At 71.6% G+C, this 25,885-nt stretch carries 24 protein-coding genes; 12 read left to right on the forward strand and 12 right to left on the reverse strand.

The genetic code is table 11. The annotated features are described in order from the left end of the window. Window positions 1-5 precede the first annotated feature (5 nt). The 4 genes from BKI49_RS25975 to BKI49_RS25990 are packed head-to-tail and all read left to right on the forward strand — an operon-like array spanning window position 6 to window position 2,775. Window positions 6-686, forward strand: coding sequence for a response regulator transcription factor (locus BKI49_RS25975; RefSeq protein ID WP_095936685.1), 681 nt, complete (start codon window positions 6-8; stop codon window positions 684-686). Continuing rightward, entirely contained in the window at window positions 683-2,146 is a 1,464-nt protein-coding gene (locus BKI49_RS25980; protein WP_095936686.1) for a sensor histidine kinase, read from the forward strand. The genes BKI49_RS25975 and BKI49_RS25980 overlap by 4 nt, the downstream gene beginning before the upstream one ends. Before the next feature lie 51 nt (window positions 2,147-2,197). Continuing rightward, window positions 2,198-2,584, forward strand: coding sequence for a hypothetical protein (locus BKI49_RS25985; RefSeq protein ID WP_095936687.1), 387 nt, complete (start codon window positions 2,198-2,200; stop codon window positions 2,582-2,584). Next, complete coding sequence (locus BKI49_RS25990) at window positions 2,584-2,775, forward strand: hypothetical protein (RefSeq protein ID WP_095936688.1); 192 nt, start codon at window positions 2,584-2,586, stop codon at window positions 2,773-2,775. The genes BKI49_RS25985 and BKI49_RS25990 overlap by 1 nt, the downstream gene beginning before the upstream one ends. 121 nt (window positions 2,776-2,896) lie before the next feature. Here BKI49_RS25990 and BKI49_RS25995 read toward each other — a convergent pair whose 3' ends face one another. From BKI49_RS25995 to BKI49_RS26005, 3 genes are read right to left on the reverse strand one after another with little or no spacing between them, the layout of a single operon-like run. Further along, entirely contained in the window at window positions 2,897-3,469 is a 573-nt protein-coding gene (locus BKI49_RS25995; protein WP_028804238.1) for a cob(I)yrinic acid a,c-diamide adenosyltransferase, read from the reverse strand. Between the two features lie 13 nt (window positions 3,470-3,482). Further along, window positions 3,483-4,232, reverse strand: coding sequence for an ABC transporter permease (locus tag BKI49_RS26000; RefSeq protein ID WP_095936689.1), 750 nt, complete (start codon window positions 4,230-4,232; stop codon window positions 3,483-3,485). Window positions 4,233-4,242: 10 nt separating this feature from the next. After that, a complete protein-coding gene (locus BKI49_RS26005) occupies window positions 4,243-5,025 on the reverse strand; it encodes an ABC transporter ATP-binding protein (protein ID WP_095936690.1) in 783 nt (260 codons plus the stop codon). 81 nt (window positions 5,026-5,106) lie between these two features. Between BKI49_RS26005 and BKI49_RS26010 the strand changes: the two genes are divergently transcribed. The 4 genes from BKI49_RS26010 to BKI49_RS26025 all read left to right on the forward strand — a co-directional run bounded on the left by BKI49_RS26010 (window position 5,107) and on the right by BKI49_RS26025 (window position 10,108). Then, entirely contained in the window at window positions 5,107-5,748 is a 642-nt protein-coding gene (locus BKI49_RS26010; protein WP_095936691.1) for a TetR/AcrR family transcriptional regulator, read from the forward strand. A gap of 210 nt (window positions 5,749-5,958) precedes the next feature. After that, complete coding sequence (locus BKI49_RS26015; RefSeq protein ID WP_095936692.1) at window positions 5,959-6,807, forward strand: 3-hydroxyacyl-CoA dehydrogenase family protein; 849 nt, start codon at window positions 5,959-5,961, stop codon at window positions 6,805-6,807. Between the two features lie 191 nt (window positions 6,808-6,998). Continuing rightward, complete coding sequence (locus BKI49_RS26020) at window positions 6,999-7,322, forward strand: STAS domain-containing protein (protein WP_028804243.1); 324 nt, start codon at window positions 6,999-7,001, stop codon at window positions 7,320-7,322. 236 nt (window positions 7,323-7,558) lie between these two features. Further along, window positions 7,559-10,108, forward strand: a complete 2,550-nt coding sequence (locus BKI49_RS26025) for an ATP-binding protein (RefSeq protein ID WP_095936693.1) — start codon at window positions 7,559-7,561, stop codon at window positions 10,106-10,108. 82 nt (window positions 10,109-10,190) lie between these two features. Here the strand turns inward: BKI49_RS26025 and nucS are convergent, their stop codons facing one another. Then, window positions 10,191-10,862: an endonuclease NucS gene (gene nucS, locus BKI49_RS26030; protein ID WP_095936694.1), complete on the reverse strand. Its 672-nt coding sequence runs from the start codon at window positions 10,860-10,862 to the stop codon at window positions 10,191-10,193. A gap of 244 nt (window positions 10,863-11,106) precedes the next feature. Between nucS and BKI49_RS26035 the strand changes: the two genes are divergently transcribed. Further along, window positions 11,107-11,499, forward strand: coding sequence for an SCO5389 family protein (locus tag BKI49_RS26035; RefSeq protein WP_028804246.1), 393 nt, complete (start codon window positions 11,107-11,109; stop codon window positions 11,497-11,499). Window positions 11,500-11,601: 102 nt separating this feature from the next. On the opposite strand, the gene BKI49_RS26040 is transcribed toward BKI49_RS26035, so the two are convergent. Further along, complete coding sequence (locus BKI49_RS26040; protein WP_095936695.1) at window positions 11,602-12,630, reverse strand: LLM class flavin-dependent oxidoreductase; 1,029 nt, start codon at window positions 12,628-12,630, stop codon at window positions 11,602-11,604. A 221-nt stretch (window positions 12,631-12,851) separates the two neighbouring features. On the opposite strand from BKI49_RS26040, the gene BKI49_RS26045 reads away from it, so the two are divergent. Together BKI49_RS26045 and BKI49_RS26050 are read left to right on the forward strand one after the other, a co-directional pair. Further along, window positions 12,852-13,190, forward strand: coding sequence for an ATP/GTP-binding protein (locus BKI49_RS26045; RefSeq protein ID WP_095936696.1), 339 nt, complete (start codon window positions 12,852-12,854; stop codon window positions 13,188-13,190). A gap of 210 nt (window positions 13,191-13,400) precedes the next feature. After that, window positions 13,401-14,402 (forward strand): hypothetical protein, encoded by a 1,002-nt coding sequence (locus BKI49_RS26050; protein WP_143658528.1) that lies wholly within the window; start codon window positions 13,401-13,403, stop codon window positions 14,400-14,402. Between the two features lie 83 nt (window positions 14,403-14,485). Here the strand turns inward: BKI49_RS26050 and BKI49_RS26055 are convergent, their stop codons facing one another. The 3 genes from BKI49_RS26055 to BKI49_RS26065 form a co-directional block, all read right to left on the reverse strand. Next, the gene (locus tag BKI49_RS26055) at window positions 14,486-15,331 is read right to left on the reverse strand and encodes an ABC transporter permease (RefSeq protein WP_095936698.1); all 846 of its coding nucleotides are present in this window, start codon (window positions 15,329-15,331) and stop codon (window positions 14,486-14,488) included. Further along, window positions 15,328-16,596: an ABC transporter ATP-binding protein gene (locus BKI49_RS26060; RefSeq protein WP_095936699.1), complete on the reverse strand. Its 1,269-nt coding sequence runs from the start codon at window positions 16,594-16,596 to the stop codon at window positions 15,328-15,330. The genes BKI49_RS26055 and BKI49_RS26060 overlap by 4 nt, the downstream gene beginning before the upstream one ends. Window positions 16,597-16,864: 268 nt before the next feature. Next, on the reverse strand, window positions 16,865-17,746 hold the full coding sequence (locus tag BKI49_RS26065; RefSeq protein ID WP_095936700.1) for a hypothetical protein: 882 nt from the start codon (window positions 17,744-17,746) through the stop codon (window positions 16,865-16,867). Between the two features lie 202 nt (window positions 17,747-17,948). Here BKI49_RS26065 and BKI49_RS26070 point away from each other — a divergent pair, with 202 nt between their 5' ends. After that, window positions 17,949-18,920, forward strand: a complete 972-nt coding sequence (locus BKI49_RS26070; RefSeq protein ID WP_095936701.1) for a hypothetical protein — start codon at window positions 17,949-17,951, stop codon at window positions 18,918-18,920. Between the two features lie 117 nt (window positions 18,921-19,037). Here the strand turns inward: BKI49_RS26070 and BKI49_RS26075 are convergent, their stop codons facing one another. The 4 genes from BKI49_RS26075 to scy form a co-directional block, all read right to left on the reverse strand. Beyond that, window positions 19,038-19,808 (reverse strand): ABC transporter permease, encoded by a 771-nt coding sequence (locus BKI49_RS26075; protein WP_095936702.1) that lies wholly within the window; start codon window positions 19,806-19,808, stop codon window positions 19,038-19,040. Window positions 19,809-19,810: 2 nt separating this feature from the next. Next, a complete protein-coding gene (locus BKI49_RS26080; protein ID WP_095936703.1) occupies window positions 19,811-20,779 on the reverse strand; it encodes an ABC transporter ATP-binding protein in 969 nt (322 codons plus the stop codon). A 115-nt stretch (window positions 20,780-20,894) separates the two neighbouring features. Continuing rightward, window positions 20,895-21,830 carry a coiled-coil domain-containing protein gene (locus tag BKI49_RS26085; protein WP_028804254.1) on the reverse strand — a complete coding sequence of 312 codons (936 nt, stop codon included), beginning with the start codon at window positions 21,828-21,830 and terminating at the stop codon, window positions 20,895-20,897. Window positions 21,831-22,012: 182 nt separating this feature from the next. Beyond that, window positions 22,013-25,861 (reverse strand): polarized growth protein Scy, encoded by a 3,849-nt coding sequence (gene scy / locus BKI49_RS26090; protein ID WP_095936704.1) that lies wholly within the window; start codon window positions 25,859-25,861, stop codon window positions 22,013-22,015. Between the last annotated feature and the right edge of the window lie 24 nt (window positions 25,862-25,885).

Consider the following 25,885-nt stretch of genomic DNA (forward strand, 5'->3'; position numbering starts at 1 on the left):
GGCGCATGAGCGGTGCGGTACTGGTCGTCGACGACGACGCGGCGATACGACGGTCACTGGAACGCGGGCTGCGACTGAGCGGCTTCCGGGTCCGCACCGCCGACAGCGGTCCCGAGGCCCTCGACGCGGTCCGCGACGAGCCGCCGGACGTGCTCGTCCTGGACGTCTCGATGCCCGGCATGAGCGGCATCGAGGTGTGCACCCGGCTCCGCGACGACGGGCGGGACCTGCCGGTGCTCATGCTCTCCGCGCTCGACGAGACCGCCGACCGCATCGCCGGACTCCAGGCGGGCGGCGACGACTACCTGGTCAAGCCGTTCGCCCTCCAGGAACTCGTGCTCCGGCTGCACGCACTGCTGCGCCGCCGCCCCCCGACGGGTCACGAGGTGCTGCGGGTGGCGGGCCTGGTCGTCGACCCGGCCGCCCGCACCGCCGAGCGCGACGGCAGGGCCCTGGAGCTGACCCGGCGGGAATTCGAACTCCTCGAAGTGCTCGCCCGCAACGCCGGGCTCGTCCTCACCCGCGACCAGCTCCTGGAGCGCGTGTGGGGCTACGACTTCGATGTGCGCACCGACGCCGTGGACACCTTCGTCAGCTATCTGCGCCGCAAACTGGAGGCGGGCGGAGCCGGGCGGCTGGTGCACACCGTGCGCGGGGTGGGCTTCGTCCTGCGGGAGGAGCCGTGAGGCTCTCGACCCGTATCGGGCTCGCCGTCGGACTCACCGTGCCCCTGCTCGTCCTGGCCTCCGGCTGGCTCCTCCTCCAGCTGGTCTCCCGGGACCTGCACCGGGTGGAGGACGACCACCTGCGCAAGCGGGCCGCGGCCGTCGTCCCCGACGCCCTCGCGCTGCTGCGGGCCGGCGCCAACGACCGCCCCAAGGCTGCCGACACCAGGGAACGGCGGCTCTACAGCGCCGCCCTCGACGTCGGCGTACGCGTCGTCGGACCGGGGACGACGTACAGCGGCGGACCGCAGCCGGACCCCTCCGTCCCGCTGCCGGACCACACGTCCGTCCCGGTCACCGTCCGCGCCGACGGCGACAGTTGGCGGGCGCTGTCCGTGCCGGTCGCGGGCGCCCGTGTGTCGGGCACCCTGTGGGTCTTCGCGCAGGACACCGCCGACCGTGCCCAACTCCATCTGGTGCGTCGGCGCGTGGTCACCACCGCGCTGCTCGCGGCCCCGCTCTCCGGCCTGCTCGCGTGGGGTGTCGCCGCCGGGGCGGGCCGCCCGCTGCGCCGCCTCAACCGCCGCGCCGCCGGCCTCGATCCGCGGACCAGCACCGCCCGGCTGCACCACGAGCCGACCGGGCTGACCGAGGTGGACGAACTGGCCGCCACCCTGCAGACGGTCCTCGCCCGCTACGACGCCCAGGCCGTGCGCACCGGTGAGGCCCTGGACACCGCGCGCTCCTTCGCCACCGCGGCCTCGCACGAACTGCGCACCCCGCTGATGAGCATGGGCACCAACCTCGACATCCTCGCCGACCATCCAGGCCTCCCCGACCCGGACCGCACCGAGGTCCTCACCGACCTGCGCCGCGAACACGCACGGCTGCTCGGCCTGCTGGTCATGCTGCGCGAACTGGGGCGCGGGGACCTGGTGGAGGCGGAGGCGCTGCGGACCGTCGACCTGCCGGAGGCCGCCGACGCCGCGGTGGCCGAGGCCCGGCGGCGCGCCCCCGGAGCCCGGATCACCCTGGATACGGACCCCGGGCTCACCGTCCACGGCTGGGAACCCGGCCTGCGACTGCTGCTCGACAACCTCCTCGCCAACGCGCTCGCCCACGGCCGGGACGCGGAGCGGCCGGCCGAGGTGACGGTGGCCGTACGGGGAGCGGGGGAGCAGGTGCTGATCACGGTGGACGACCGCGGACCGGGGGTACCGCCGCAGGCCCGCGCCCAGATCTTCGAACGCTTCCGGCGGGGCCCGGCCAGCACCGGCTCCGGCCTCGGCCTGACCCTGGTCGCCCAGCAGACGGCACTGCACCGGGGGAGCGTCACGGTGGCCGACGGCCCGGACGGCACCGGGGCGCGCTTCGAGGTGCGGCTGCCGCGAGCGGGCGGCGAACTGCCCGGACGCAGGGACTGGCTGATCGGCACAGCGGGGGCGAACCGGTCACAGAGTTTCCCCAAGGACGCCTCCTAGCCTCCGCTGCGGCGGACGGACGACGGGGCCGTCCGGGGAACGGAGAGGCACATGTACGGACGACGACCGCTCATCGCGGGGCTGGCCACGGTGGCACTGCTCGCGGGTGTCACGGGCGCGGCCTCGGCGGAGAGCTCTCCCGCGGCGGGGCCGACGGGCGACGGGGCGCAGGCGCTGTGCAAGCGGGCGCCGAAGATCGACCACCGGATCGACCGGGCGCTCAAGCGCCTCCAGGCAGGCCCGGGCAGGCGTGGCTCGGTCGCCCGGCTGGAGCAGCGCGTGGCCAACGCGAAGAAGGCAGGTCACGACGAGATCGCCACCTACCTGAAGGACCGGCTGACCTTCCGCACGTCGCTGGTGACGACGCTTCAGCAGCGGCAGAAGGATCTGAAGGACGTCCGCACCTGGTGCGCGGACCACGACAACGGAGCGAGCTGATGCGCGCGCTGCGGGTCCTGCCGGCGGTTCTGCTCGCCCTGGGGCTCGCCGTGGGCTGCGGGGCGCACGAGGGTCCGGCGGACGAGCCGTCGTCCTCGACCCCTTCGGGGTACGCCGACATGCAGAAGAAGGTGGACGCCGCCGAGTCTGCGGCGGCGGAGGCCGACCGGGACGCGCGCACCGACAAGTGACGGGCGCGGTCCGGTGACCGGCGGGAAGGAAGAAGGCGAGGGGCGCCCACGGCACGTCGGTCCGCGTGACGCGGACCGGCCGGGGCGACCCTCGCCGTCCCGATGGCTTCGGGCGTGGGGGCTAGCGCTCCCCGCCCGGGACCCAGAGCACGTCGCCGACCTCGCCGTTCGCCGTGCGGGCGAGGATGAACAGCAGGTCGGACAGCCGGTTGAGGTAGGTCGCGGTGAGCGGGTTCATGGCCTCGCCGTGCACCTCCAGCGCGGCCCACGTGGACCGTTCCGCACGGCGGACCACCGTGCAGGCCTGGTGCAGCAGCGCCGCTCCGGGAGTGCCGCCGGGCAGGATGAAGGAGCGCAGCTTCTCCAGCCGCTCGTTGAAGCGGTCGCAGTCCGCCTCCAGCTTGTCGATGTAGAACTGCTCCACCCGCAGCGGCGGGAACTGCGGGTTCTCGACCACCGGCGTCGACAGGTCCGCGCCCACGTCGAACAGGTCGTTCTGTACACGGGTGAGGACCGTGATGATCTCCTCGTCGAGCCCGCCCAGCGCGATCGCCGTGCCGATCACCGCGTTCGCCTCGTTGGCGTCGGCGTACGCCGAGATCCGCAGGTCGGTCTTGGCGACCCTGCTCATGTCGCCGAGGGCCGTGGTGCCCTGGTCGCCGGTCCTGGTGTAGATGCGTGTCAGATTGACCATGAGGCCAGCGTAGTTACGCTCCGGCCGTCCGGAAGACCCGTGTGCCCACCGTCACGGAGAGCGCGGTGAAGGCGAGGGCCGCGACGACGCCGTACAGCATGTGGGCCGTGGCGTACGAGCCCACGTACGCGTCGCGCACCGCGTCCACCAGATAGCGGAACGGGACGAAGTGCGAGAGCACGTCCAGCCAGCCCGGCGCGAGGCTCATCGGCAGCATCAGGCCGGACAGGAGCATGGACGGCATGGTCAGGGCGTTGACCGCGGGACCGAACTCCTGCGGGGTGGTGACCTTCATCGCCATCGCGTACGACAGCGAGCCCAGCGAGACGGTGAGCAGCGCGACGAACGCGAATCCGATGAGCACGCCCGGCAGCGGGGCGCGCAGCCCCATCGCTACCGCGGCCAGCACCAGCAGCACCGCCTGGAAGACGAAGACGGTGGCGTCGCGCAGCACCCGGCCCAGCAGCAGGGCGAGCCGGCTGACGGGCGTCACCCGCATCCGCTCCAGCACCCCCTGGCCGTTCTCGATGATGACGGCGAAGCCCGCGAACGCTGCGCCGAACAGGCCGAGTTGGAGCAGCAGTCCGGGCACGAGCAGCTGCCACGAGCTGCCCCGCCCGCCCAGCGGCAGCCCGGTGAGCAGGGGGCCGAAGAACAGCAGGTAGAGCAGCGGCATCAGCACGCCGAAGAGCAGCGCGAAGCGCGAGCGCAGCGACTGGCGCAGGTACCGGCCGTAGATGAGGGCGGTGTCGTGAAGAAGCATCGGGGCGGTCCTATACGGCTACGGGGGCGGTGTCGGCCGGGGCCGGCCCGCGTCCGGTGACGGCGAGGAAGGTGTCCTGGAGCGAGGCGTCTGCCGAGCCGGCGTACGCGAGTTTCAGGGCGTCCGGCGTGCCCTCGGCCGCGACCACGCCCCGGTCGACGATCACCAGGCGGTCGGAGAGGGCGTCGGCCTCGTCCAGATAGTGGGTGGTGAGGAACACCGTCGTGCCGTGGTCGTCGCGCAGACGGCGGATCAGGTCCCAGAGGTCGGCGCGGCTGCCCGGGTCCAGACCGGTCGTCGGCTCGTCCAGGAAGAGCACCCGGGGCCGGTGCGTGAGGGCCATCGCGATGTCCAGGCGGCGCCGCTGGCCGCCGGACAGCGCCGACGTCCTGCGGTCCAGCAGCTCCGTCAGGCCGAGGTCGTGGGCCAGTTCCTCGGCGCGCGCCACGGCTCGGGCCTTCGGCAGGCGGTACAGGCGGCCCTGGGTGACCAGTTCCTCCCGCGCGGTGATCTGCCCGTCGACGCCGCCCGACTGCGCGACGTAGCCGCAGGCCCGGCGCACCCCGGCGGGGTCGGTGGCCAGGTCGTGGCCCGCGACGGTGGCGGCGCCGCCCGTCGGCGCGAGCAGGGTGGTGAGCATCCGGAGCGTGGTCGTCTTGCCCGCGCCGTTCGGGCCGAGGAATCCGAGGATCTCGCCCGGCCGCACGGTGAGGTCGATGCCGCGCACCGCCTCCACGGGGCCGCTCTTCGTCTGGAAGGTACGGGCCAGGCCGGCCGTACTGATGATTGCCATGCCGCCCAGAAAAACAGAGTCACTGAAATTTTGCAATGACTCCAAGATTTCAGGAGCTCCAGCGAAAGTTACGATGCGGGCATGGCTGAAGGGCTCAGGGAGCGGAAGAAGCGCCAGACCAGGCAGTACATCTCGGACGTCGCCACGGGGCTGTTCCTGGAACGGGGCTTCGACGCGGTGACGGTGGCGGAGGTCGCGGACGCGGCGAACGTCTCCGTGAACACCGTCTACAACTACTTCCCGGCCAAGGAGGACCTCTTCCTCGACCGCTCCCGGGGTGTCGTCGACCGGCTGGCGCGCTGGGTGCGCGGCCGGAGCGAGGGTGAGTCCGCCGCCGCCGCGGTCCTGCGCGAACTGCGGGAGGAGGCGGAGGCCGTCTCGCCCCGGCTCGGCCTGATGGTCGGATATGCCCGCTTCATGCACGTCATCCACGAAGCCCCCGCGCTCCGTTCGCGGTTGTGGGCGATCGCCCAGGAGGTCCTCGACAACCTGGAGGAGGCGCTGCGCGAGGAGACCGGCGCGGCCGACGACGACCCGCTGCCCGGTCTGGTGGCCGGCCAGATCAACTGGATCCACCAGACCGTGATGTCCGTCATCGGCAGGAAGATGATGGCCGGGCGCGACCCGGGCGAAGTGTCACGCGAGGTGCTCGTCCTCCTCGACGACATGGAGGACCTTTTGAGCGAGAAGGTCCTCAACTACGCCGTACGGGGGGCGCCATGACCCGTGCCGGTGTGATGTCCGTCAGATGAGACGTGACGCGCATTACTTACCGGTCACACAGGCCCTCACGAGCGCTAGGGTCCGCCGGAGAGGCAACTCAGGGTTACCCCGGGTCGCCTTGCGAAGTCAGCGCCGGTCGACCCAGCTGACCTTTCTTTCGGCTGGGGGTCCGGGGGGCGTCCCCCGGGGAAACGCAGTAGGGGAGTCGGAGTGGCACGGAAGCTTGCCGTCATCGGAGCCGGACTCATGGGGTCCGGCATCGCCCAGGTCTCCGCGCAGGCGGGCTGGGACGTCGTCCTGCGCGACGTCACCGACGAGGCCCTCACCCGTGGCCTCGACGGCATCAAGGCCTCGTACGACAAGTTCGTGAGCAAGGGCAAGCTGGAAGCGGCGGACGCCGACGCGGCGCTCGCGCGCATCACCGCCACCACCGACCTGGACGCGGCCGCCGACGCCGACATCGTCGTCGAGGCCGTCTTCGAGAAGCTCGAGGTCAAGCACGAGATCTTCCGGACGCTCGACAAGATCGTCCGCGACGACGCCGTCCTCGCCTCCAACACCTCCGCGATCCCGATCACCAAGATCGCGGCGGTCACCGAGCGCCCGGAGCGCGTCGTCGGCGTGCACTTCTTCTCGCCGGTGCCGATGATGCAGCTCGTCGAGCTGGTCCGCGGCTACAAGACGAGCGACGAAGCGCTCGCCACCGCGCGGGAGTTCGCCGAGTCCGTCGGCAAGACCTGCATCGTCGTCAACCGCGACGTGGCCGGCTTCGTCACGACGCGCCTCATCTCGGCCCTCGTCGTCGAGGCGACGAAGCTGTACGAGTCCGGCGTGGCGACCGCCGAGGACATCGACCTGGCCTGCAAGCTGGGCTTCGGACACGCCATGGGCCCGCTGGCCACGGCCGATCTGACGGGCGTCGACATCCTGCTGCACGCCACCGGCAACATCTACACCGAGACCCAGGACGAGAAGTTCGCACCGCCGGAGCTGATGCGCCGGATGGTTGACGCCGGTGACATCGGGCGCAAGAGCGGGCAGGGCTTCTACAAGCACTGAACGACCACGCGGCGCCCGGACACCGGGCGCCGCATCCGGCACGGAATCCGCACGAGCCTCTGGAGCATCACTCCATGAGGTGAATTCGGTATCGGTTCGCTTACAGACGGCAACCTCTGCGGGCCTCAGCCAGTCAGACGATGCAACACAGACACAACGCGGAGTACGAGACGCACTCTCGGGGAGCGCATATGTACATCAGGGGCGACCACGCCGAGCTGGTCGTCGGGGGCCGCCTCGACGTACGCAGCGCGGCGGACGCCCGTACCGTCCTGCACTCGGCCGTCGACGACGGAGCCGGCGACCTGGTGCTGGACCTGTCCGAACTGGACTCCTGGGACGCCACCGGACTCGGCGTCATCATGGGAGCCCATCGACGGGCCGGGCGGTGCGGGCGACGGCTCGTGCTGCGCGGCGTGCCACCACAGATGCAACGCCTGCTCGTCGCCACCCGGCTGCACCGGATCCTCGCGATCGAGGGCGGCATCGGCGTCGACTCCCTGCCCCGGGTGTGAGCCCTCGTACCCGTCCCGACCGGCGTATTAAAGGCACCACGCGCACAATCCTCACGAAGCTGTGACGTCTCGGACGGCGCGGTACCCCGCCTGTTCATAGATACTGTGCGAAGGTTTAGGGTTCGGCTGCCCGCCGCCCGAAACCCTGAGAGCGGGCACCGGACCAGAAGCGACAGCGCGGTGTGCAGCAAGGCCGGGAGGGGCTTGGCACACGACGCTTTTGGGGGGCTTGGAACATGGACCCGAACAACCGGGGACCCGAAGAGTACGGCCATGAAGACGACGGCCAGGCGCCTCGTTCGCGCCCGCCTCGTGACCCGCTCACCGCTGACCTCGGTCAGCACTCGCCCGCACTCGCCCGCACCGTCCAGCTCGTCGCGGGCGACTTCCTGCTCACCGTCAATCCCGTCGACGGCAGCGAGATAGAGAACTGCCCGCCGAACGAGCGGCCGCAGCCGCCGGTGAAGTTCAACGCCGCCGAGCGGGCCGAGCTGGCCCGCGCCGCCCGGCCGCCGGTGCCACCCGGCCCGGCACAGCCCCGGCTGCCGCTCCTGGAGCGCCAGGAGGAGCGTGAGCGGCTCGTACGCCTCCTCGCGCGCGGGCGCTCGGTCCGGCTGACCGGCCCCTCGGGATCGGGCCGCACAAGCCTGCTCGACGCCGTCGCCGACGACTGCGCGGACCTCGCCCCCGACGGCGTCGTCCGCCTCTCCGGCCACCGGCGCACCGCGGCCGATCTGCTGCACGACCTCTTCACGGCCGTCTACTCCGCACCCCTGTACCGCCCGGAGCACGAAGAGCTGCTCCGGCACGTCCATGAGATCGGCGCGGTCGTCGTCCTCGACGACGCCGAGATCGGCGGCAGCGCGCTCGACGAACTGCTCGACGCCACCCCCGAGTGCGCCTTCCTGATCGCCGCGACCCCCGACGTCCCCGCGCCGTCCGCCGACTCGCTCCTCGAAGAGGTGCTCCTCGGCGGCCTCGACCGCAGCGGCGGCCTGGAACTGCTCGAACGGGCCGTGGGGCGCGAGCTGACCGAGGACGAGGCGAACTGGGCCGGCGACCTCTGGTTCGAGTCCGAGGGCCTGCCCCTGCGCTTCGTGCAGGCCGGGGCGCTGCTGCGGCAGCGCGACCGGCTGCGGGCCAGCGAGGAGGCCTTCGACGAGTTCGGCGTCTTCCAGGAGGCGCCGGTCGACGCGCCCTTCGACGCCGGCGACGGCCACGACGTACCGCTGCCCTCGCTCGCCGAGGGTGCCGCGCCCGCCGCGCTGCTCGCGTCCCGGCTGAGCGACTCGGCTCGCACCACCCTGCGCTTCGCCGTCGCGCTCGGCGGCGAGGTCCCGCACCAGGCGCACCTGCCCGCACTCGTCGGCGACACCCACGCCGACGCCGCGCTCGCCGAGCTCGCGAACTGCGCGCTGGTCTCCCCGGTCGGCTCCCGCTACCGGCTCGCGGCCGGCGTGCTCACCCAGCTGGAGGCCGCCGGATACACGGACGACCTGGAGGAGCGGGCGCTCACCGCCGCCCGGCACTACACCTGGTGGGCCGGCCACCCCTCGGTCACCCCGGAACGGGTGTGCGCCGAGGCCGACGCCCTGCTCGCCGCCCTGACCGTGCTCGTGCCGCTCTCCACGGCTCCGCTCGACGACGAGGACGAGGAGAACCACGGTGTGCGGCTGGCCCGCACCGCGGCGCCCGCCTTCGCCGCCGGTCTGCACTGGAGCGCCTGGGAACGCATGCTGCGCGCCGGCTCCGAGGCCTCCCGGCTCTCCGGTGAGGTCGCCGAACAGGCCTACTTCCACCACGAGTTGGGCATCCTCGCGCTCTGCGGAGGCCAGCTCGACCGGGCCCGCGCGGAGTTGGAGGCGTCCATCGGGCTGCGCGGCGCGCTCGCCGACAAGCGCGGCACCGTCGCGGGCCGCCGCGCCCTCGCGCTGGTCGCCGACCGCTCCGGGACCGCCGGGTCCGGCGCCAGCACGGCTGCCGGGGAGGAGGTGTCCGGCGCGCGCTACGAGGAGTCGGCATCGCCGCCCGGCGGGGTGCCGGCCGCCTTCGTGCTCGCCGAGCCGCCCGCGGAACCCACGACGCTGGTCACCCACCGGGTGGAGCCCGACCGTTCCACGGGCAAGCCCATGGGCGTCGCGGGCCGGCTGGTCAGCGGCACCCGCCGCAATCTGGTGGCGGCCGGGGCCGGCGCGCTCCTCGTCGCGGTGCTCGGCACCGTGGTGACGCTCGGCGCGACCTCGAACCACGAGGACAACCCCCCGTCCGAGAAGGTCGGCGTCAACCCCTCGGCCACCCAGGGCGGCGACGACGACAGCCTGGGCGCGGACAAGGCGAAGAAGGACGACGACTCCGACTCCGACACGGGGTCGGTGCCCACGCCCACCGACCCGGGCCCCGACGGCACCTACGGCACGTCGGACGACCCGACGCCGCCGTCGGCGACCGACAGCGGCGAGCCGTCCGACGAACCGAGCGGTTCGCACAGCTCGAAGCCGTCGACCAAGCCGCCGTCCTCGTCGTCGAAGCCGCCGTCGTCCACGTCCAAGCCGCCGTCGTCCACCTCGAAGCCGCCGTCGTCCACGTCGAAGCCCCCGACGACGCCCTCGACCCCGACTCCGACGGAGACGCCGACGACCACCACGCCGACGACGACACCGACCACGTCGGACAGCGCGAGCGGCCCCGCGTCGAGCGCACCGGCCAGCACCACGGCCAGCGCCCCCGAGAGCAGCGGGCCGGCGAGCGGCGGCACCGCCGCGTCGCCGGGCGGCGCGCTGATCTGACCGCACAGGGCATGGGAGAGGGCCCGCACCGTCCACGGACGGTGCGGGCCCTCTCCCATGCCCCGGCGGGACCCTCAGGGGGTCAGAACAGCCGCAGCTTGTCGTCCTCGATGCCGCGCAGCGCGTCGTAGTCCAGGACCGTGCAGCCGATGCCGCGGTCGGTGGCGAGGACGCGGGCCTGCGGCTTGATCTCCTGGGCGGCGAAGACACCGCGCACCGGCGCGAGGTGCGGGTCGCGGTTCAACAGCTCCAGATAGCGGGTGAGTTGCTCGACGCCGTCGATCTCGCCGCGCCGCTTGATCTCCACGGCGACGGTCCGGCCCTCCGCGTCCCGGCACAGGATGTCGACCGGGCCGATGGCCGTCATGTACTCGCGGCGGATGAGCGTGTAGCCCTCGCCGAGCGTCTCGATGCGGTCGGCGAGGAGCTCCTGCAGGTGAGCTTCCACGCCGTCCTTGATCAGGCCGGGATCGACGCCGAGTTCGTGGGAGGAGTCGTGGAGGACCTCCTCCATCGTGATGATGAGCTTCTCGCCCGCCTTGTTGATGACGGTCCAGGTGCCTTCCTCGTCACCGGAACCCTCCTTCAGCGTGCAGGGCGGCGACATCCAGTTGAGGGGCTTGTAGGCCCGGTCGTCGGCATGGATCGAGACGCTGCCGTCCGCCTTCACCAGGATGAGGCGGGGGGCCGACGGGAGATGGGCGGTGAGCCGGCCCGCGTAGTCCACGGAACAGCGGGCAATGACGAGACGCATGGTCGGCAACGCTACTCGACGGGCCAGGGTGCACGCGATTCGCCCTGGAAGGCGCATGTTCCGTCGTGGCTGATTGTGTCCCTACTGGGAGTTCGCTATGTGCGCATTCTCCTGGTGCCGTCACCGTCCGTTGCTTACCGTATAAACGGGAGGTCGCGGTGTGTGTACTCACCGTGTTCGACATCGCGAATTCCCTGTCCCTGTCCGGCAACCCCCGAGGTCTGGGGGTGCGAGAGGAGAACCCATGTCGCTCGACGTCTCACCGGCCCTACTCGAACAGGCCGAGCGAGGCGAGGTCGACGAAGCTGAATTCGTCGACTGCGTCCGGACCTCCCTGCCCTACGCGTGGGAGATGATCAGCTCCCTGGTGGCCCAGCTGAAGGTGGACGGCGGCAACTTCGCCGACAACCAGACGCCCCCGCCGGACGAGCAGGCACGTGGGCAGCTGCTGCGTGCGCTCGCGAGTGACGCGATTCGCGGCGCGTTGCAGCGGCACTTCGGAGTGCGGCTGGCCTTCCAGAACTGCCACCGGGTGGCGGTGTTCCCGCTGGACGCCTCGGTGGACGACACGCTGGCACGCTTCACCTCCGTCCGCAGTCAGGTGCTGAACCAGTCCCCGGAGTTCCGGGACTGCTGACACGGTGATGCCGTATGGCTTGCCGCTCCGTACGCGGGAGGTGCATTCGTACGGGGCGGCAAGCTCCCCGCACATCCGGCCCGTGCGGCCGGCCGCGTCACGTCAGCCGAGGTGGGGCAGTACTTCGGCCCCGAGCCGGCGGACGTTCTCCTCGGTCGCCGCGAGGTCTCCCGAGCCTTCGACCAGCAGGGCGAAGCGGGTGATGCCGGTGCGCTCCGAGGTCGCCGCGAGCCGGTCGGCGCACAGGCGTGGAGTCCCCACCGGGTGCAGGCCGCAGAGCAGTTCGGTGTACGCCAGGGGGTCGCGCATGGAGCGGGTGCGGCCGTCGACCGTCACATGGGCCTCCAGACCGTGCTTGAGCCAGCCCGGCATGGCCTTGACGAGCGTCTCGACGGCGTCGCTGCGCCGGTCCGCGATCTGGCAGACACCGGCGGACACATGGGCCGCCCCGTACACCTCGTCCGCCGGGCGTCCCGCCACACGCGCGCACTGCCGCCACAGGGCCACCATTTCGGCCTTCTCCTCGTCCCCGACATGCATGCCGAGGAGCATCGGCAGCCCGCGCTCCGCGGCGAGCCGCACGCTCGCCGGAGAGGTGCAGGCGACGACCACCTCGGGACCGGGGACGCCGCTCAGCGCCTCCGACGGCCGGGGAACCACGGGGACTTCACGGAACCGGAAGCGCCCTGAGTCGCTCGCCACGGCCGGCTCGCGCAGCCAGCGCACCAACAGATCGAGTGATTCCGGGAACCCCTTCTCGTACGCGTCGAGACCCGAGCCGAAGACCTCCAGGTCGACCCAGGGGCCGCCGCGCCCGACGCCCAGCGAGAACCGTCCGCCGGACGTGAGGTGCAGCAGCGCGGCCTGTTCGCCGAGCGCCACGGGATGTGCGGTGGGCAGCACACTGACCGCCGTGCCGACCCGGATCCGGCTGGTGCGGCCGAGCAGATACGCGGCGAGCGTGACGGCCGACGGGCACGTGCCGTACGGCACGAAGTGGTGTTCGGCCAGCCAGACCGAGTCGAGGCCCGCCTCCTCCGCGACCTCGGCGGACCGCACCGCGCGGTGCAGGGCCTCCCCGTGGCCCTGTCCCGGGAACTGCGCCGCCAGTACAAAACTTCCAACGTGCATGGCACTTCCTGCTTCCTCGGCTCCGACACGGAGCTCCCCCACCGGGCATAACCGCGTGACACGTGCCGAAGTCACGGCCTGGCGGAGAGATTTGCGGATTGTCTGCGAAATGGGCCGCCCGGTGGGGGATCTGTGCGGGTTGGAGGAGTACGCGTACCCCTGTGCGCGCCGCGTAGGCTGGACATGGCCGCTGCTCCCTGTATAGCTCCGTGAGGTGTTCCGTGTCCCCGCGTCGCAACCGTTCGAAGGGCGCCGGCAGCCCTGGCCGCAGCGCGTCCGCAGAGGACGACCGGGCCGATCGTTACGGCGGCTGGCAGTCCACGGAGAGCTGGCAGGGCGAGGAGTGGAGCGTGCGCCACGTCGCGGGCGCGAGCGCCGAGGGCAAGACGTACCGCTGCCCCGGCTGCGACCAGATGATCCCCTCGGGCGTACCGCATGTGGTGGCGTGGCCGGAGCACTCGGGCGTCGACGAGCGGCGCCACTGGCACAAGGCCTGCTGGAACGCGAAGGACCGCCGTACCTCGCGGGTGCAGCGGTCCCGTAACGCGCCCAGGTTCTAGAGGGGCCCGGGAGCCCGGTCGAGCGGGTGCCGGTGGCTCCTGCGGGTCGTCGACGCGGCTTTTACCTGCGGTCCCGTGTGCCGTCAAGCCCCGAATCCTCGGAGCGTGACCCTGCCGCGGGATGCGGGCCTACTTGAAGTGCGGACCTCGCCGGAAGAAACCGAGGCTCCGGAGGCGCGGAAGCGCCTTTCACTTCAGGAGGAGAGAACCATGACTCGCATTACCCGCAAGCGTGACGGCGTTCGTTCCAAGGGTCTGCTCGGCCTGGCGACGATGACGGCGTCGGCTGCCGTAATCGGCGGAGCCGTGATTCTGCCGGCGACCGCCGCGACGGCGGCCCCGATGACCCCGACGTCGGCCGCGGCCACGGTGGACGGACACAAGGGTCACCACAAGAACTACTGCTGGGACAAGAAGTCCAAGCACTTCAAGCACCACAAACATCAGAAGTACTCGTGCTGGTACAAGACCTACAAGTTCTACTGGGACGACCACCACAAGTGCTACTACGTCATCAAGAACCATGAGCCGCGGTACTTCGTGGCCACCCGCAACAACCCCCGCTTCTTTGTTCAGCACGTCACCAACATCACGAACGTCAACATAAACAACGTCAATATCAACGTCACGATCAACATCAACGACCCGAAGCAGTTCAAGGACGAGGACGGGATCAAGAAGGAGGGCGACGAGAAGACTCCGCCGGACGAGAAGACTCCGCCGGACGAGAAGACCCCGTCCGATGAGAAGACTCCGCCGGACGAGAAGACTCCGCCGGACGAGAAGACCCCGCCGGACGAGAAGACCCCGCCGGACGAGAAGACCCCGTCCGATGAGAAGACTCCGCCGGACGCGCAAGGGACTGGCGACGCGCAGGGTACCGGCGACCAGCAGGGCACGGACCCGGCGCAGGGCACGGGTGACGCGCAGGGCACTGGTGACCAGCAGGGCACGGACCCGGCGCAGGGCACCGACGACCAGCAGACCACGGACCCGGCGCAGCAAGGTACCGACGATCAGCAGGGTCAGGAGCAGGGCGTCACCGAGCAGGACGCGACCGATCAGACCGCGACCGATCAGACCGCGACCGATCAGGGTGCCACCGACCAGGGCGCGAGCGACCAAGGCGCCACCGACCAAGGCGCTGCCGACCAGGCTCCCGCGGACAGCGGTGCCGGGGCGGACGCCGGTGCCACCGACGGCGGGGTGTGACGGTCACAAGACAAAGGCGACGGGGCGAAGGTCGTGAAGACCTTCGCCCCGTCGCCTTTGCGCGCCCCTCTTCGGGGGCGGACTCACACGTCCCGGCGCTCCAGCAGCACGAACGCGCCGATGATCGCCGCGGCCGTGACCCCGGCGAGCAGGCCGAGCTGCGCCCCGCCGTGACCGCTCTCGGTGTCCAGCTGGAAGATCCGGGCGAGGGCGTTGGGCGCGTTGTACTCCTGCATCTTCTCGCCGATGGTGCGCATGCTGTCGGACATCATCAGGAACGCGGGCATGATCGCGGGCACGAGCACCACACCGAGCATGGTGGTGATCGCTCCGGCCGAGTGGCGCAGCATCGAGCCGACCGCGAGCGCGAGGGCCCCGAGCAGCGAGACGTACAGCGCACCCATGATCACCGAACCGCCCCAGCTGACGTCCGAGGAGCCGCCGTGCATCCCGGAGGTCATCATGCCGACGAGCGCGATCGAGAAGGCCGACACGACGAACGCCACCGCGAAGAAGATGATCAGCTTCGCGGCGAGTACCCGGTGACGCTGCGGGGAGGCCGTGAAGGTCGTACGGATCATGCCCGTGCCGTACTCGGACGAGACCACCAGGACGCCCAGGGTGATCAGGCAGATCTGCCCGAGCATCAGGCCGAAGAAGGCCGGGATGGTGTACGGGACATCGCTGAAGTCTTCGTTCGTGGTCTGCGCGGCGACCAGGAAGCCGATGCCGATCACGAGAAGCAGGAAGATACCGAGCGTCCACATCGTGGAGCGCACCGACTTGATCTTCGTCCACTCGGAGGTGAGCGCGTGACCGATGTGGGTGCGGGTGACCGGGATCGGCGAGGTGTACGAAGCGCCGGGCGCCGCCTGCCAGTTGGGGGCAGCGGCGGCCTGCTGCGGCATCGGGGGCTGGGGCGTGCTCATCGGGCGTCCTCGGGCTTGGTCAGGTCGGGTGCGGCGGCGGGAGCGACGGGAACAGCCGGTGCGGCGGGCGGTTGCGCGGGAGCCTGTGCGGGCGCCTGGGGCGCGGACTGGGCGTACGGGTTGGCGTCCGCGCCCGCGGGTGCGGACGGAGCGCCGTACGGGCCCGGAGCACCGCCCGCGGGGGCGCCGTAGGGGCCGGGCTGCCCCTGCGGCATCGAGAACGGCTGCCCGCCCTGCTGGGGCGGCGGCGGGGCGTACCAGCCCGGCTGGCCCTGGCCGGCGACCGGCATCTGCGGCTGGGGCACGGCGCCCGGCGGCAGCTCCTGCTGGAGACCGGCCTTCTGGTCGATGGTCGAGCGATAGTCGACGGCACCCTGCGTCATCCGCATGTACGCCTCCTCCAGCGAGGCCTGATGGGGCGACAGCTCCCACAGGCGTACGTCGGCGGAGTGTGCGAGATCGCTGATGCGGGGCAGCGGCAGACCGGTGACGCGCAGGGCGCCGTCCTGCTCGGGCAGCACCTGGCCGCCGGCTTCCGTCAGCGCGGCGGTGAGCTTCTCGCGCTGCTGGGGCTCGGTGTCCGGGGTGCGGACCCGGGCGAAGTCGGCCGAGTTGTGCGAGATGAAGTCCTTGATGTTCATGTCGGCGAGCAGCTGGCCGCGGCCGATCACGATCAGGTGGTCGGCGGTCAGCGCCATCTCGCTCATCAGGTGCGAGGAGACGAAGACCGTCCGGCCCTCCGCGGCGAGGGACTTCATCAGGTTGCGGACCCAGAGGATGCCTTCGGGGTCGAGACCGTTGACCGGTTCGTCGAAGAGCAGCACCTGCGGGTCGCCGAGGAGCGCGGCGGCGATGCCGAGCCGCTGCCCCATGCCGAGAGAGAAGCCCTTGGAGCGCTTCCTGGCGACGTCCTGGAGGCCGACGACACCGAGCACCTCGTCCACCCGGCGGGCGGGGATGCCGGACAGCTGGGCCAGGCACAGCAGATGGTTGCGGGCGTGGCGGCCACCGTGCACGGCCTTGGCGTCGAGCAGCGCGCCGACCTGACGGGGCGCGTTCGGCAGCTTGCGGTAGGGGAAGCCGCCGATGGTCACATGCCCCGAGGTGGGGTTGTCCAGGCCGAGGATCATCCGCATGGTGGTCGACTTGCCCGAGCCGTTGGGCCCGAGGAAGCCGGTGACGGCGCCCGGCCGCACCTGGAAGGAAAGGTTGTACACGGCCGTCTTGGCGCCGTAGCGCTTCGTCAGGCCGACTGCCTCGATCATGCTCCGCACCCATCGAAAGGTTCAGGACGTCGGGGCACACGCCCCCGTAAGGGTTAGGAGGATATCGGGGCGCTGACGGTTCCACTCAAGGGAAAGTAAAACTACGCAGGTCACACGCTCGCGTTGTCAGGTACGCGTCTTCGCAGGCCAGGGGCGAAACGGAACCCCGAGGGGCAGAAACCGCCGTGTTCCGGCAACGTCCCGAAGGGCCCGGAGACACGCCACCCGGACCCCCGGTGCCCCGCCCGGTGTGCGCCATCGGTGTGCGCTACGGCAGCGAGTCGCCCAACGGCGGCAGGTCGTCGTACAGCCGCAGGTCCGCAGAATCGTCGACGTAGGGCAGGAAGTCGGTCTGCGGCAGGACCCAGCCCTCCTCGCCGAAGACCAGCGTGCCCTGCTCCCGCAGCGACCGGTCGGCTCCGGCCCGCCGCACCCAGGTGGCCGGGTCGGGCCCGAGCAGGTCGCGCAGCCGCGCCGAGTCGGCGAGCAGGTGGGCGAGCAGCTCGGCCTGGTCGCCGCCGCCCGCGCGCGGCCGTCCGGTGGCCGGGTCGGCGAGCACACCGTGCGCGCTGAAGTAGATGTACGCGCCGCCGAGGCGCTCCCCGGACGGCATCGTCATCGCGAACGTGTCGCCGGGGAGTATCGCCCGCCGATAGTCGGGGAACTCGGTGTCGTCGACCGCCTTCAGCTGCGTCGAGTCCAGCCAGGTCACCACCAGCGTGGCCGAGGCGGCCCGGTCCACGTAGGGCGTCCCCGCCACATAGCCCGCCGGGCTGATGTGCCCCGAGCAGCCCACCGCGATGCCGTGCACCCGCACCGGGACCATCGGCACCGTCGCGGGGATCCCGAGCCGGGTCAGCTTGTGGGCGACCTGGCCGGGGGAGGCGTTGGAGCCGACGGCGATGACCGGGTGGCGGCGCCCCGTCACCACCTGACCGAGGTCGGCGAGCGCCTCGTCGAGCCGCTGCTGCTCCTGCCGCTCCTCCACGTACCACTCACCCAGGCGCAGCGGCCGTACGTCGAGCTGGAGCAGCTCCCCGCCGGTCAGCAGGGACGGCTCCGTCGTGGGGCGGCCGGGATAGGTCAGCGGCTTCTTCGCGGGCACGTCGTCCAGGCCCAGCGCCTCGAGGCTTCGGTCCTTCGTCGTCACGGTGACGCCCTTCCGGGGTGGTCGCGCGATACGGGCACAGCCTTCCACGCGGGATGTACCCGGGGCGGGGGCTCGTCTCCCCACGTGGACGGGGTTGGCCGGAACGGACACCGGGAATGATGCCGTCCCATTGTACGAGTGGGACCAAGTCGGTTACGGGGGATGTGAGTTGAGCTTACAGAGGCGCTCGGGGCGAGGCCGGGTGCATCCGCGGTTCCGTACGTCCGTTCGCTGGTGGATCGCCGGCCGCACGGTCCACGCCCTGGTGCTGATGACGCTCGGCGCGCTGGCCGGGCTCTCCGTGCTCATCGCGGTCGGGTGGACCCTGACCGAGCACTCGACGCGGTCGATGGCGCAGCGCTTCTCGGACGGCGAGCGGCTCTTCGACCTCAGCCTGTCCGTGCTGCGCGCCAGCGTCGGCACCGACAACCTCAACCCCGAACCGGACAGCACCGCGCACCAGCTGCTCGCCACGGTCGCCTCCGTCACCGGCGCGCTGGCGCCCGCGGTGCTCCTCGGCATCGTCCTGATCAAGCTGTTCGCGCTGCGGCCCTTCGTCTGGCGGCAGCGGGCCAGCATCTCGCACGCCTGGACCGCGGACTTCCCCGGCTACTCGCGTCGGCACGCCCACAGCGACGACGCGATCATCGCCGTCCGCTTCTACAACCGATTCGACAACCTCTCGGTCGTGGACCTGCGGGCCCGGGCGCACCTGCGCTACCTGGAGGAGTCCCCGCACGACGGCAGCCTCGTGATCTACAAGCAGTGGCTGAAGGTGCTGGACGCGCAGGGCGAGCCTGCCGACGAGCGCTACTGGCTCGCGGTCGAGCGCGGGGCGCCGTTCACCGTGTGGATACCAGTCCAGGCGCCGGTGTCCGAGCTGCCGTTCCGGCACATCCAGGGCAAGGACCTGTCGGACTCCCGCGGTGTGAAACTGCTCGTGCGGCTGACCGCGCGGACCGTGGGCCTGGGCACCGAGGTCGCCGACGAGCGCTGGTTCGACCTGGAGGCCGGCGACTTCGAGCTCGGCCGCTTCGTGCCCCTCCAGCCCGAACTCGACAAGGACGTCTGGCGCTGGGAGGGGTGGACGGACTTCGACGGCCTGCTGGCACCACGCCCGGACGGCCGGGACCCTGACGCACCCCGCCCGGACGGCCGGGGTCCTGACGACTGAGGGCCGGGACCGCCCGGACGGCGAGACCGTGAAGGCCGTGAGGGGCCGCCGGAGCCCGGCCCGGACGACGAGGACTCGTACGGCCGTGAGGCGGTGCGGCCCGCCGCCCGCTGAGCGTTACGCGTCCCGCTTCTTCAGCAGTGCGTACCCCCCGAGCAGCGCCGCGATCACCCACAGCACCATGATCCCGAAGCCGCCCCAGGGCCCGTACGGGGTGTCGTCGCCCAGTGGCGTCACCACCTGCATGATCTTGCTGCCGGCCTGGTCGGGCAGATAGCGGCCCACCTTCTTGGTCGCGGAGACCGCGCCCAGGATGTTGGAGATCAGGAAGAAGAACGGCATCAGGATGCCCAGCGAGAGCATCGGACTGCGCAGCATCGTCGCGACGCCCATCGAGAACACGGCGATCAGCGTCATGTACAGCCCGCCGCCGATCACCGCGCGCAGGACACCGGTGTCGCCGATCGACGCCCGGTGCGGGCCGAGCGCGGCCTGACCGAGGAAGAAGGCGACGAAGCTGGTGACGAGGCCGACCACGAGGGCGAGCACCGCGGCGACCGTGATCTTGCCGGACAGGAACATGCCGCGCTGTGGTACCGCGGCGAGCGACGTACGGATCATGCCGGTGCTGTACTCGTTGCTCACCACCAGCACCCCGAACACGATCATCGCCAGCTGCCCGAGGCTCATGCCGGCGAAGCTGATGAACGTGGGGTCGAAGGACAGCCGGTCCTTCACGCTCATCCGGTCGAACTCGTTCTTCGACAGCAGTGAGATCAGGATGCCCAGGGCGATCGTGACGACCGCGGCGAGACTCAGGGTCCACACCGTCGACGAGACCGACCGGATCTTGGTCCACTCGGACCGCAGGACCTGGGACGCGGCCATGGTCAGGCCCCCCTCTTCCAGTCGCTGCCCCACTCCCGGCGGGGCTCCGGCGGTGCGTGCGGGGTGTCCGCGTGCGCGTGGTACTCCACCGACTCCGCGGTCAGCTGCATGAAGGCCTCCTCCAGGGAGGCCTGCTGCGGACTGAGCTCGTGCAGCACGATCTGGTGCTGGGCGGCCAGCTCACCGATGTGCTCCGGCTTGCCGCCGTCCACTTCCAGCGTGCCGCTGCCCGACTCGACGACGGTGATGCCCGCGCCGTGCAGCACGTCGAGCAGCCGCTCGCGCTGCGGGGAGCGGATCCGCACGTAGGACCGCGAGTTCTGCTGGATGAAGTCCGCCATGGACGTGTCGGCGAGCAGCCGGCCCTGGCCGATGACGACCAGGTGGTCGGCGGTCAGCGCCATCTCGCTCATCAGGTGCGAGGAGACGAAGACCGTACGCCCCTGGGCGGCCAGGGACTTCATCAGGTTGCGGATCCAGTGGATGCCCTCGGGGTCGAGGCCGTTGACCGGTTCGTCGAACATCAGGATCCGCGGGTCGCCGAGCAGCGCGCCCGCGATGCCGAGCCGCTGGCCCATGCCGAGCGAGAAGCCCTTCGCCTTCTTCCTCGCCACCGCCGTGAGCCCCACCGTGTCGAGGACCTCGTGCACCCGCGCCCTCGGGATGCCGTTGCTCTGGGCCAGACACAGCAGGTGGTTGAAGGCGCTGCGCCCGCCGTGCATGGCCTTCGCGTCCAGCAGGGCGCCGATGTACTTGAGCGGGTCCTTGAGATGGTCGTAGTGGCGGCCGTCGATCCGTACGTCGCCCGTGGTGGGGTGGTCGAGCCCGAGCACCATCCGCATCGTGGTGGACTTGCCGGCGCCGTTCGGGCCGAGGAAGCCCGTCACGATGCCCGGTCTGACGGTGAAGGAGAGGTTGTTGACCGCCACCTTCTCGCCGTACCGCTTGGTCAGCCCCACGAGTTCGATCATGCGGCCACGCTAAGACGGGGTGCAGGGGCCTGCCACTTGAGCATCCCGGCACGACGAAGGCCCGCACCCCCGAGGAGAGAGTGCGGGCCTGCGGCGTCGTCAGCCGGTCCTGCGATTACCGGGACTGCTGGGCCGGAACACCACGGGAGATCGGCTCGTCCTCGGCCGGCGTGCCGGCAGCGGCCACCGCGGCGCCCGTGAGCGTCGCGAGCATCTCGCGGACGTTGGTGAGCTGGGCGTTGATCGAGTCGCGGCGGTTGGTGAGAGCCGCGAGCTCGCGCTCGGATTCCGAACGGATCCGGTCGGCCTTGGCGTTCGCGTCGGCCACGATGTCCTCGGCCTGGCGCTGAGCCGTCTCCACCGTCTGGCGGGCGCGGCGCTCGGCGTCCGTGCGCAGCTTCTCGGCCTCCAGGCGGAGCTGCTCGGCGCGGTGCTCGATCTCCGCGAGACGCTTCTCGGCCTTGGCCTGACGCGAGGCCAGGTCCCGCTCCGACTGCTCGCGGCGCTTGGCGAGGTTCGTCTCGAAGTCCGCGGCGGCCTGCGCGGCCTTGGCGCGGGTCTCCTCGAAGAGGGCGTCCGCCTCCTCACGCTTGGACTGCGCGTCCTTCTGCGCGTCGGAGCGCAGCTGGGAGGCGTCGCTCTTGGCCTTCTCGACGATCCGGACGCCCTCGTCCTCCGCCTTGGCCTTGCGGTCCGCGGCGAACGATTCCGCGTCGTTGCGCACCTGCTGGGCCGCCGACTCGGCGAGCTCGCGGTGCTGCTCGGAAGCGCGACGGGCCTCCTCGCGCAGGTCCTTCGCCTCCTCCTCGGCGAGGCGGAGGATCTTCTCGACCCGCGCGCCGAGACCCGCGTACGACGGCTCCGCGTCGGTGACCTGGGCCTGGGCGTTCTGCGTTTCGAGGTGGAGCTCCTCGATGCGCTTTTCCAGAGCAGTGATGCGGGCCAGAGCGCTGTCACGGTCGGAGACAAGCTTCGAGATGCGTTCGTCCACCTGCGCGCGGTCGTACCCACGCCGCACAAGCTCGAAGCCGTAGGGGGAAGTGTCGCTCATGGGGTTCCTGTCGAATGAGACCGGTGAGGTGATAGGGGAATCCTAGGGGCCAAAGCGGTGTGTCATCGAGCGGATACGTGTTTGATCTGGAGAATGACACTCCTTTTGGGTGGCTAGCTGTCGGAGGGCTTGCCAGAGCCTGTGTGAAAGGTCCCGGCAAAGCACGGAATCGGTGCTTCTGGCTAGCCCTCTGACGTCTTGCCACTCGAACGGGTTGCGCCGGCGGCGGCACCCGCCTTGACTCCGCTGTCTTTGCCGCCGGACGGCGCCTCGAAGGACTCCAGCGCCTCCAGGACGTCCTGGACGCGGGAGATCTCGGCGTTGATGTCCTCGCGGCGCCGCACCAGGACCTCCAGGTCGCGCTTGCCCTCCTCGACGGCCGCCTTGGCCTCCTGGATGGCCTCGGACCTGATCTTCTCCGCCTCGCCGACGACCGAGTTCTTCTTCTGTTCGGCCTCCTTGAGGAGACCCTCAGCCTTCTTCACGGCGGCGATGCGCACCTTGCTCGCCTCGGAATTGGCTTCCGAGACCAGGTCCTTCGCCTTCGCCTCGGCCTCGGCGAGCTGGTCCTCGGCGGCCTTCACCAGCGTGTCACAGCGCTCGCCGGCCGTCTTCATCGCCTCGGCCGACTCGCGGCGCGCCCGCTCGTGCAGGTCCTCGATCTCCGAGGTGATCCGGTCGCGCAGCTCCTCCGCGCGCTCCCGGATCGCCGTCGCGTCCCGGCGCGCACCGACCAGCAGCTCGTCCGCGTCCGTGCGGGCCCGCTCCACCAGGGTGTTGCCCTCGACGGTCGCCTCGGAGACCAGACGCTCGGCCTCGCCCCGCGCGACGCCGACCATCGTGTCGGCCTGCGACTCGGCGTCCGCCGTGGTCTTCTGCGCGCTCTGCTGCGCCTCGGCGAGCAGCTTGTCCGCCTCGGACGCCGTCTCCGAGATGAGCGTGTCGACCTGCTCGGCGGCCTCCGAGCGCCGCTTGTTGGCGTCCTGGCGCGCCTCGTCCAGCGTCCGCTCGGCCTCCTCGCGCGCCGACGAGGTGAGCCGCTCGGCCTCCTCCTCGGCCCGCGCCTTGACGCGCTCCGCCTCGGCCCGGGTCCGCTCGGCGTGCTGCTGCGCGGACCCGACCGTCTCGGCGGCCTCGGCGCGCAGCCGCTCCGCGTCGCCCGTCGCGTCCGCGATGAGCTTCTCGGCCTTCGCCACGGACTCGGCGCGGACCCGCTCGGCCTCGGCGGCGGTCTCGGTCGCCAGCCGCTCGGCCTCCGACGTCGCCTCGGTGATCAGGGTGTCGACCTGCGTGGCCGCGTCCGAACGGATCCGGTTCGCGTCCTCACGGGCGTCGGCGCGGGTGCGCGAGGCGTCCTGGTCGGCGTTGGCGATGGTGTCCGACGCCTCGGTGCGTACGCGCTGGGCGTGCTCGGCGGCGTCCGAACGCAGCCGCTCCGACTCGGCGACCGCCTCGGACATCGTGCGCTCGGCGAGCGACTTGGCGGCCTCCGTCTCCTCGGCCGCCTCACGGCGCAGGCGCGCCGCGTCCTCGGAGGCCCGCTCGCGCTCCGCGTAGGCGTCGGCGCGGACCCGGTCCGCCTCCTCCTGCGCCTCGCTGCGCGTACGGTCCGCCGCGTGCTCGGCCGCCGACCGCAGCCCGGTGATCTCCTCCTGGGCCTGCTCGTGCAGCCCGGAGACGGAGTCGCGCACCTGCTGGGCGGTCTGCTCCGCGTTCGACACCATCTCGGTGGCGCGCCGGTCGGCCTCCTCGACCAGGCGAACCGCCTCGGCCTGGGCCTCCTCGACACGGTTGCGGGCGGACGCCAGGAGCTCCTCGCTCTGCTCGCGGGCCCGCTCGCGCTCCTGGTCGGCCTCCTGGCGCGCGGAGCCGAGGAGTTCCTCCGCCTCGCGGCGCCGGCGGGCGGCCTCCTCCTGCGCGGCGGCCAGGGTCTCGGCGCCCTCGGTCGCCAGCCGCTCGGCCGCGGCCTGCGCCTCGGCCCGCACGCGGTCCGCGGTGTCCTGCGCCTCCGACTTGAGCCGCTCGGCCTCCGCGGCGGCGTCCGACCGCAGCCGTACGGCGATGGCCTCGCCCTCGGCCCGGGAGGCGGACGCGTCCGCCGCCGCCTCGTTGCGCAGCCGCTCGGCCTCGGTCTCGGCCTGCGCCTGGAGGGTACGGATCCGCTCGGCGGCCTCCGACCGCAGCCGGTCCGCCTCCTCGGCGGCCTCGCGCCGGATCCGCTCGGCCTCCGCACGCGCGTCCGTCAGCGCCTGCTCGGCGGCGGCGAGGCGCTCCTCGGCCTCCGTGTGCTGCCGGGTCAGTCCCTCGGCGGCCTCGGCCTGGCGTGCCGCTATGGCCCGCTCGGTCTCCTCGCGCAGTCCCTCGGCGGCCCGCTCGGCCTCCGCCTTGATCGTCTCGGACTGCTCGACGACCTCCGCGCGGTGCCGTTCGGCCTCCGCCCGGGTGCGCTCCAGCGTCTCCTCGGCCTGCCGGCGCAGCGTGGTGGCGCGCTCGATGGCCTCGGTGCGGACCTTCTCGCTGTCCGCCGTGGCCGTCGCCCGCAGCTCGTCCGCGTCCGCCTTCGCCTTGGCGAGCAGCTCCTCGGCGGTCCTGGCCGCCTCCTCGATCTGCTGGACGGCCTCGCGCCGCGCCTCCGCACGGATGCGCTCACCCTCGGCGACCGCGTCGGCACGCAGCTGCTCGGCCTCGCCACGCAGCCGGCGGGCCTCCTCCTGGAGCTCGACGGTCTTGGCGCGGTACTCCTTGGTGTCGTCCTTGGCGGCGCCCTTGAGCTCCTCGGCGATGTCGTGCGCCTGGCCGCGCAGCCGGTCGGCCTCGGCCTCCGCCTCGGAACGGATCCGCTCGGCCTCGTCGGACGCGGCCTTCGTCGTCTTCTTGGCGTCCTCGGACGCCTTGTTCAGCACGTCCTCGGCGGTGCGGGCCGCCTTGGAGAGCTGGGAGGCGGTCTCCTCCGCCGTGAGGCTGCGGGCCTTCTCGCTGGCCGTCGCGATGATGCTCTCGGCCTCGGTACGGGCGTCGGCGACGAGCTGCTCGGCCTCGGACTTGGTGTTCTCGGCCTCCTTGGTGGCCTCGCTGACCAGGCGTGCGACCTGCTCCTTCGCGGTCCGCGTGCGCTGCTCGTTCGTCGACTCGGCGCTCGCCAGGGCCTTGGTCGCGGCCTCCTTCGCCTCGGCGACGACCTTGTCCGCCTCCGTGCGCGCCTCGCGCAGCGCCGTCTCGGCCTCCGACATGCGCTGCTCGGCGGCCCGGCTCAGCTCCGAGGCCTGGCGGCGTGCGCTGTCCGACTCGGTCGCCGTGGAGCTGCGCAGCTGCTCGGCGTGGTCAGTGGCCTCCTGGGCCTGCGTGGACGCGGCGTTCAGCAGCCGCTCGGCGTCGGTGCGGGCCCGGCGCAGCAGCGCCTCGGCCTCCGAGCGGGCCGACTCGGCGTCGTTGGTGAGCCGCTGGCGGGCCTCGCCGGCGATCCGCTCGGCCTCGGCGCGGGCGGTGGCCAGCGCCTGCTCCGCCTCGGCGCGCGACTCGTCGAGGAGACGGCGGGCCTGCGACTCGCTGCGGGCGCGCAGCTGCTCCGCCCATGCCACGTTCTCGTTGACGTGCGACTCGACGGTCTGACGGCGCTCGGCCAGCTCCTGGTCGAGCTGCTGGCGACGGTTGACCGCCTCCTGGTGCAGCTCGGCCTGGAGCCGGGCGGCCTGCTCGGCGTGCTCCTGAAGGATGCGCTGGGTCTGCGCGCGGGCCTGGCTGAGTTCGCGCTCGGCGTCCGAGCGCAGCTGGTCGGCCTGGATCTGCGCATTACGGAGCAGCTGCTCGGCCTGATAGCCGATGTCGGCGCCGTCGTAGGCAGGACGGGTCGCCAGACTGCGCCGCGCCTCGTGCAGCTTGGCGCGCAGCACCTCGACCTGATAGCCGAGGTCCTCGGCGTGCTGGACCGCCTTCTCCCGCTCGGTCTTCAGCCGCTCCATCTCGGCCTCGAACCGAGAGAGGTGGTCGACGTCAGCCGCCGGCTCTCGCTCCTGGCGTTCGTAGCCCCGCACTGCGCGGTCCCATCCGTCCCCTGG

Origin of the sequence: Streptomyces sp. Tue6028 (genome assembly GCF_002300165.1) — a bacterium.
GTDB lineage: Bacteria > Actinomycetota > Actinomycetes > Streptomycetales > Streptomycetaceae > Streptomyces > Streptomyces siamensis.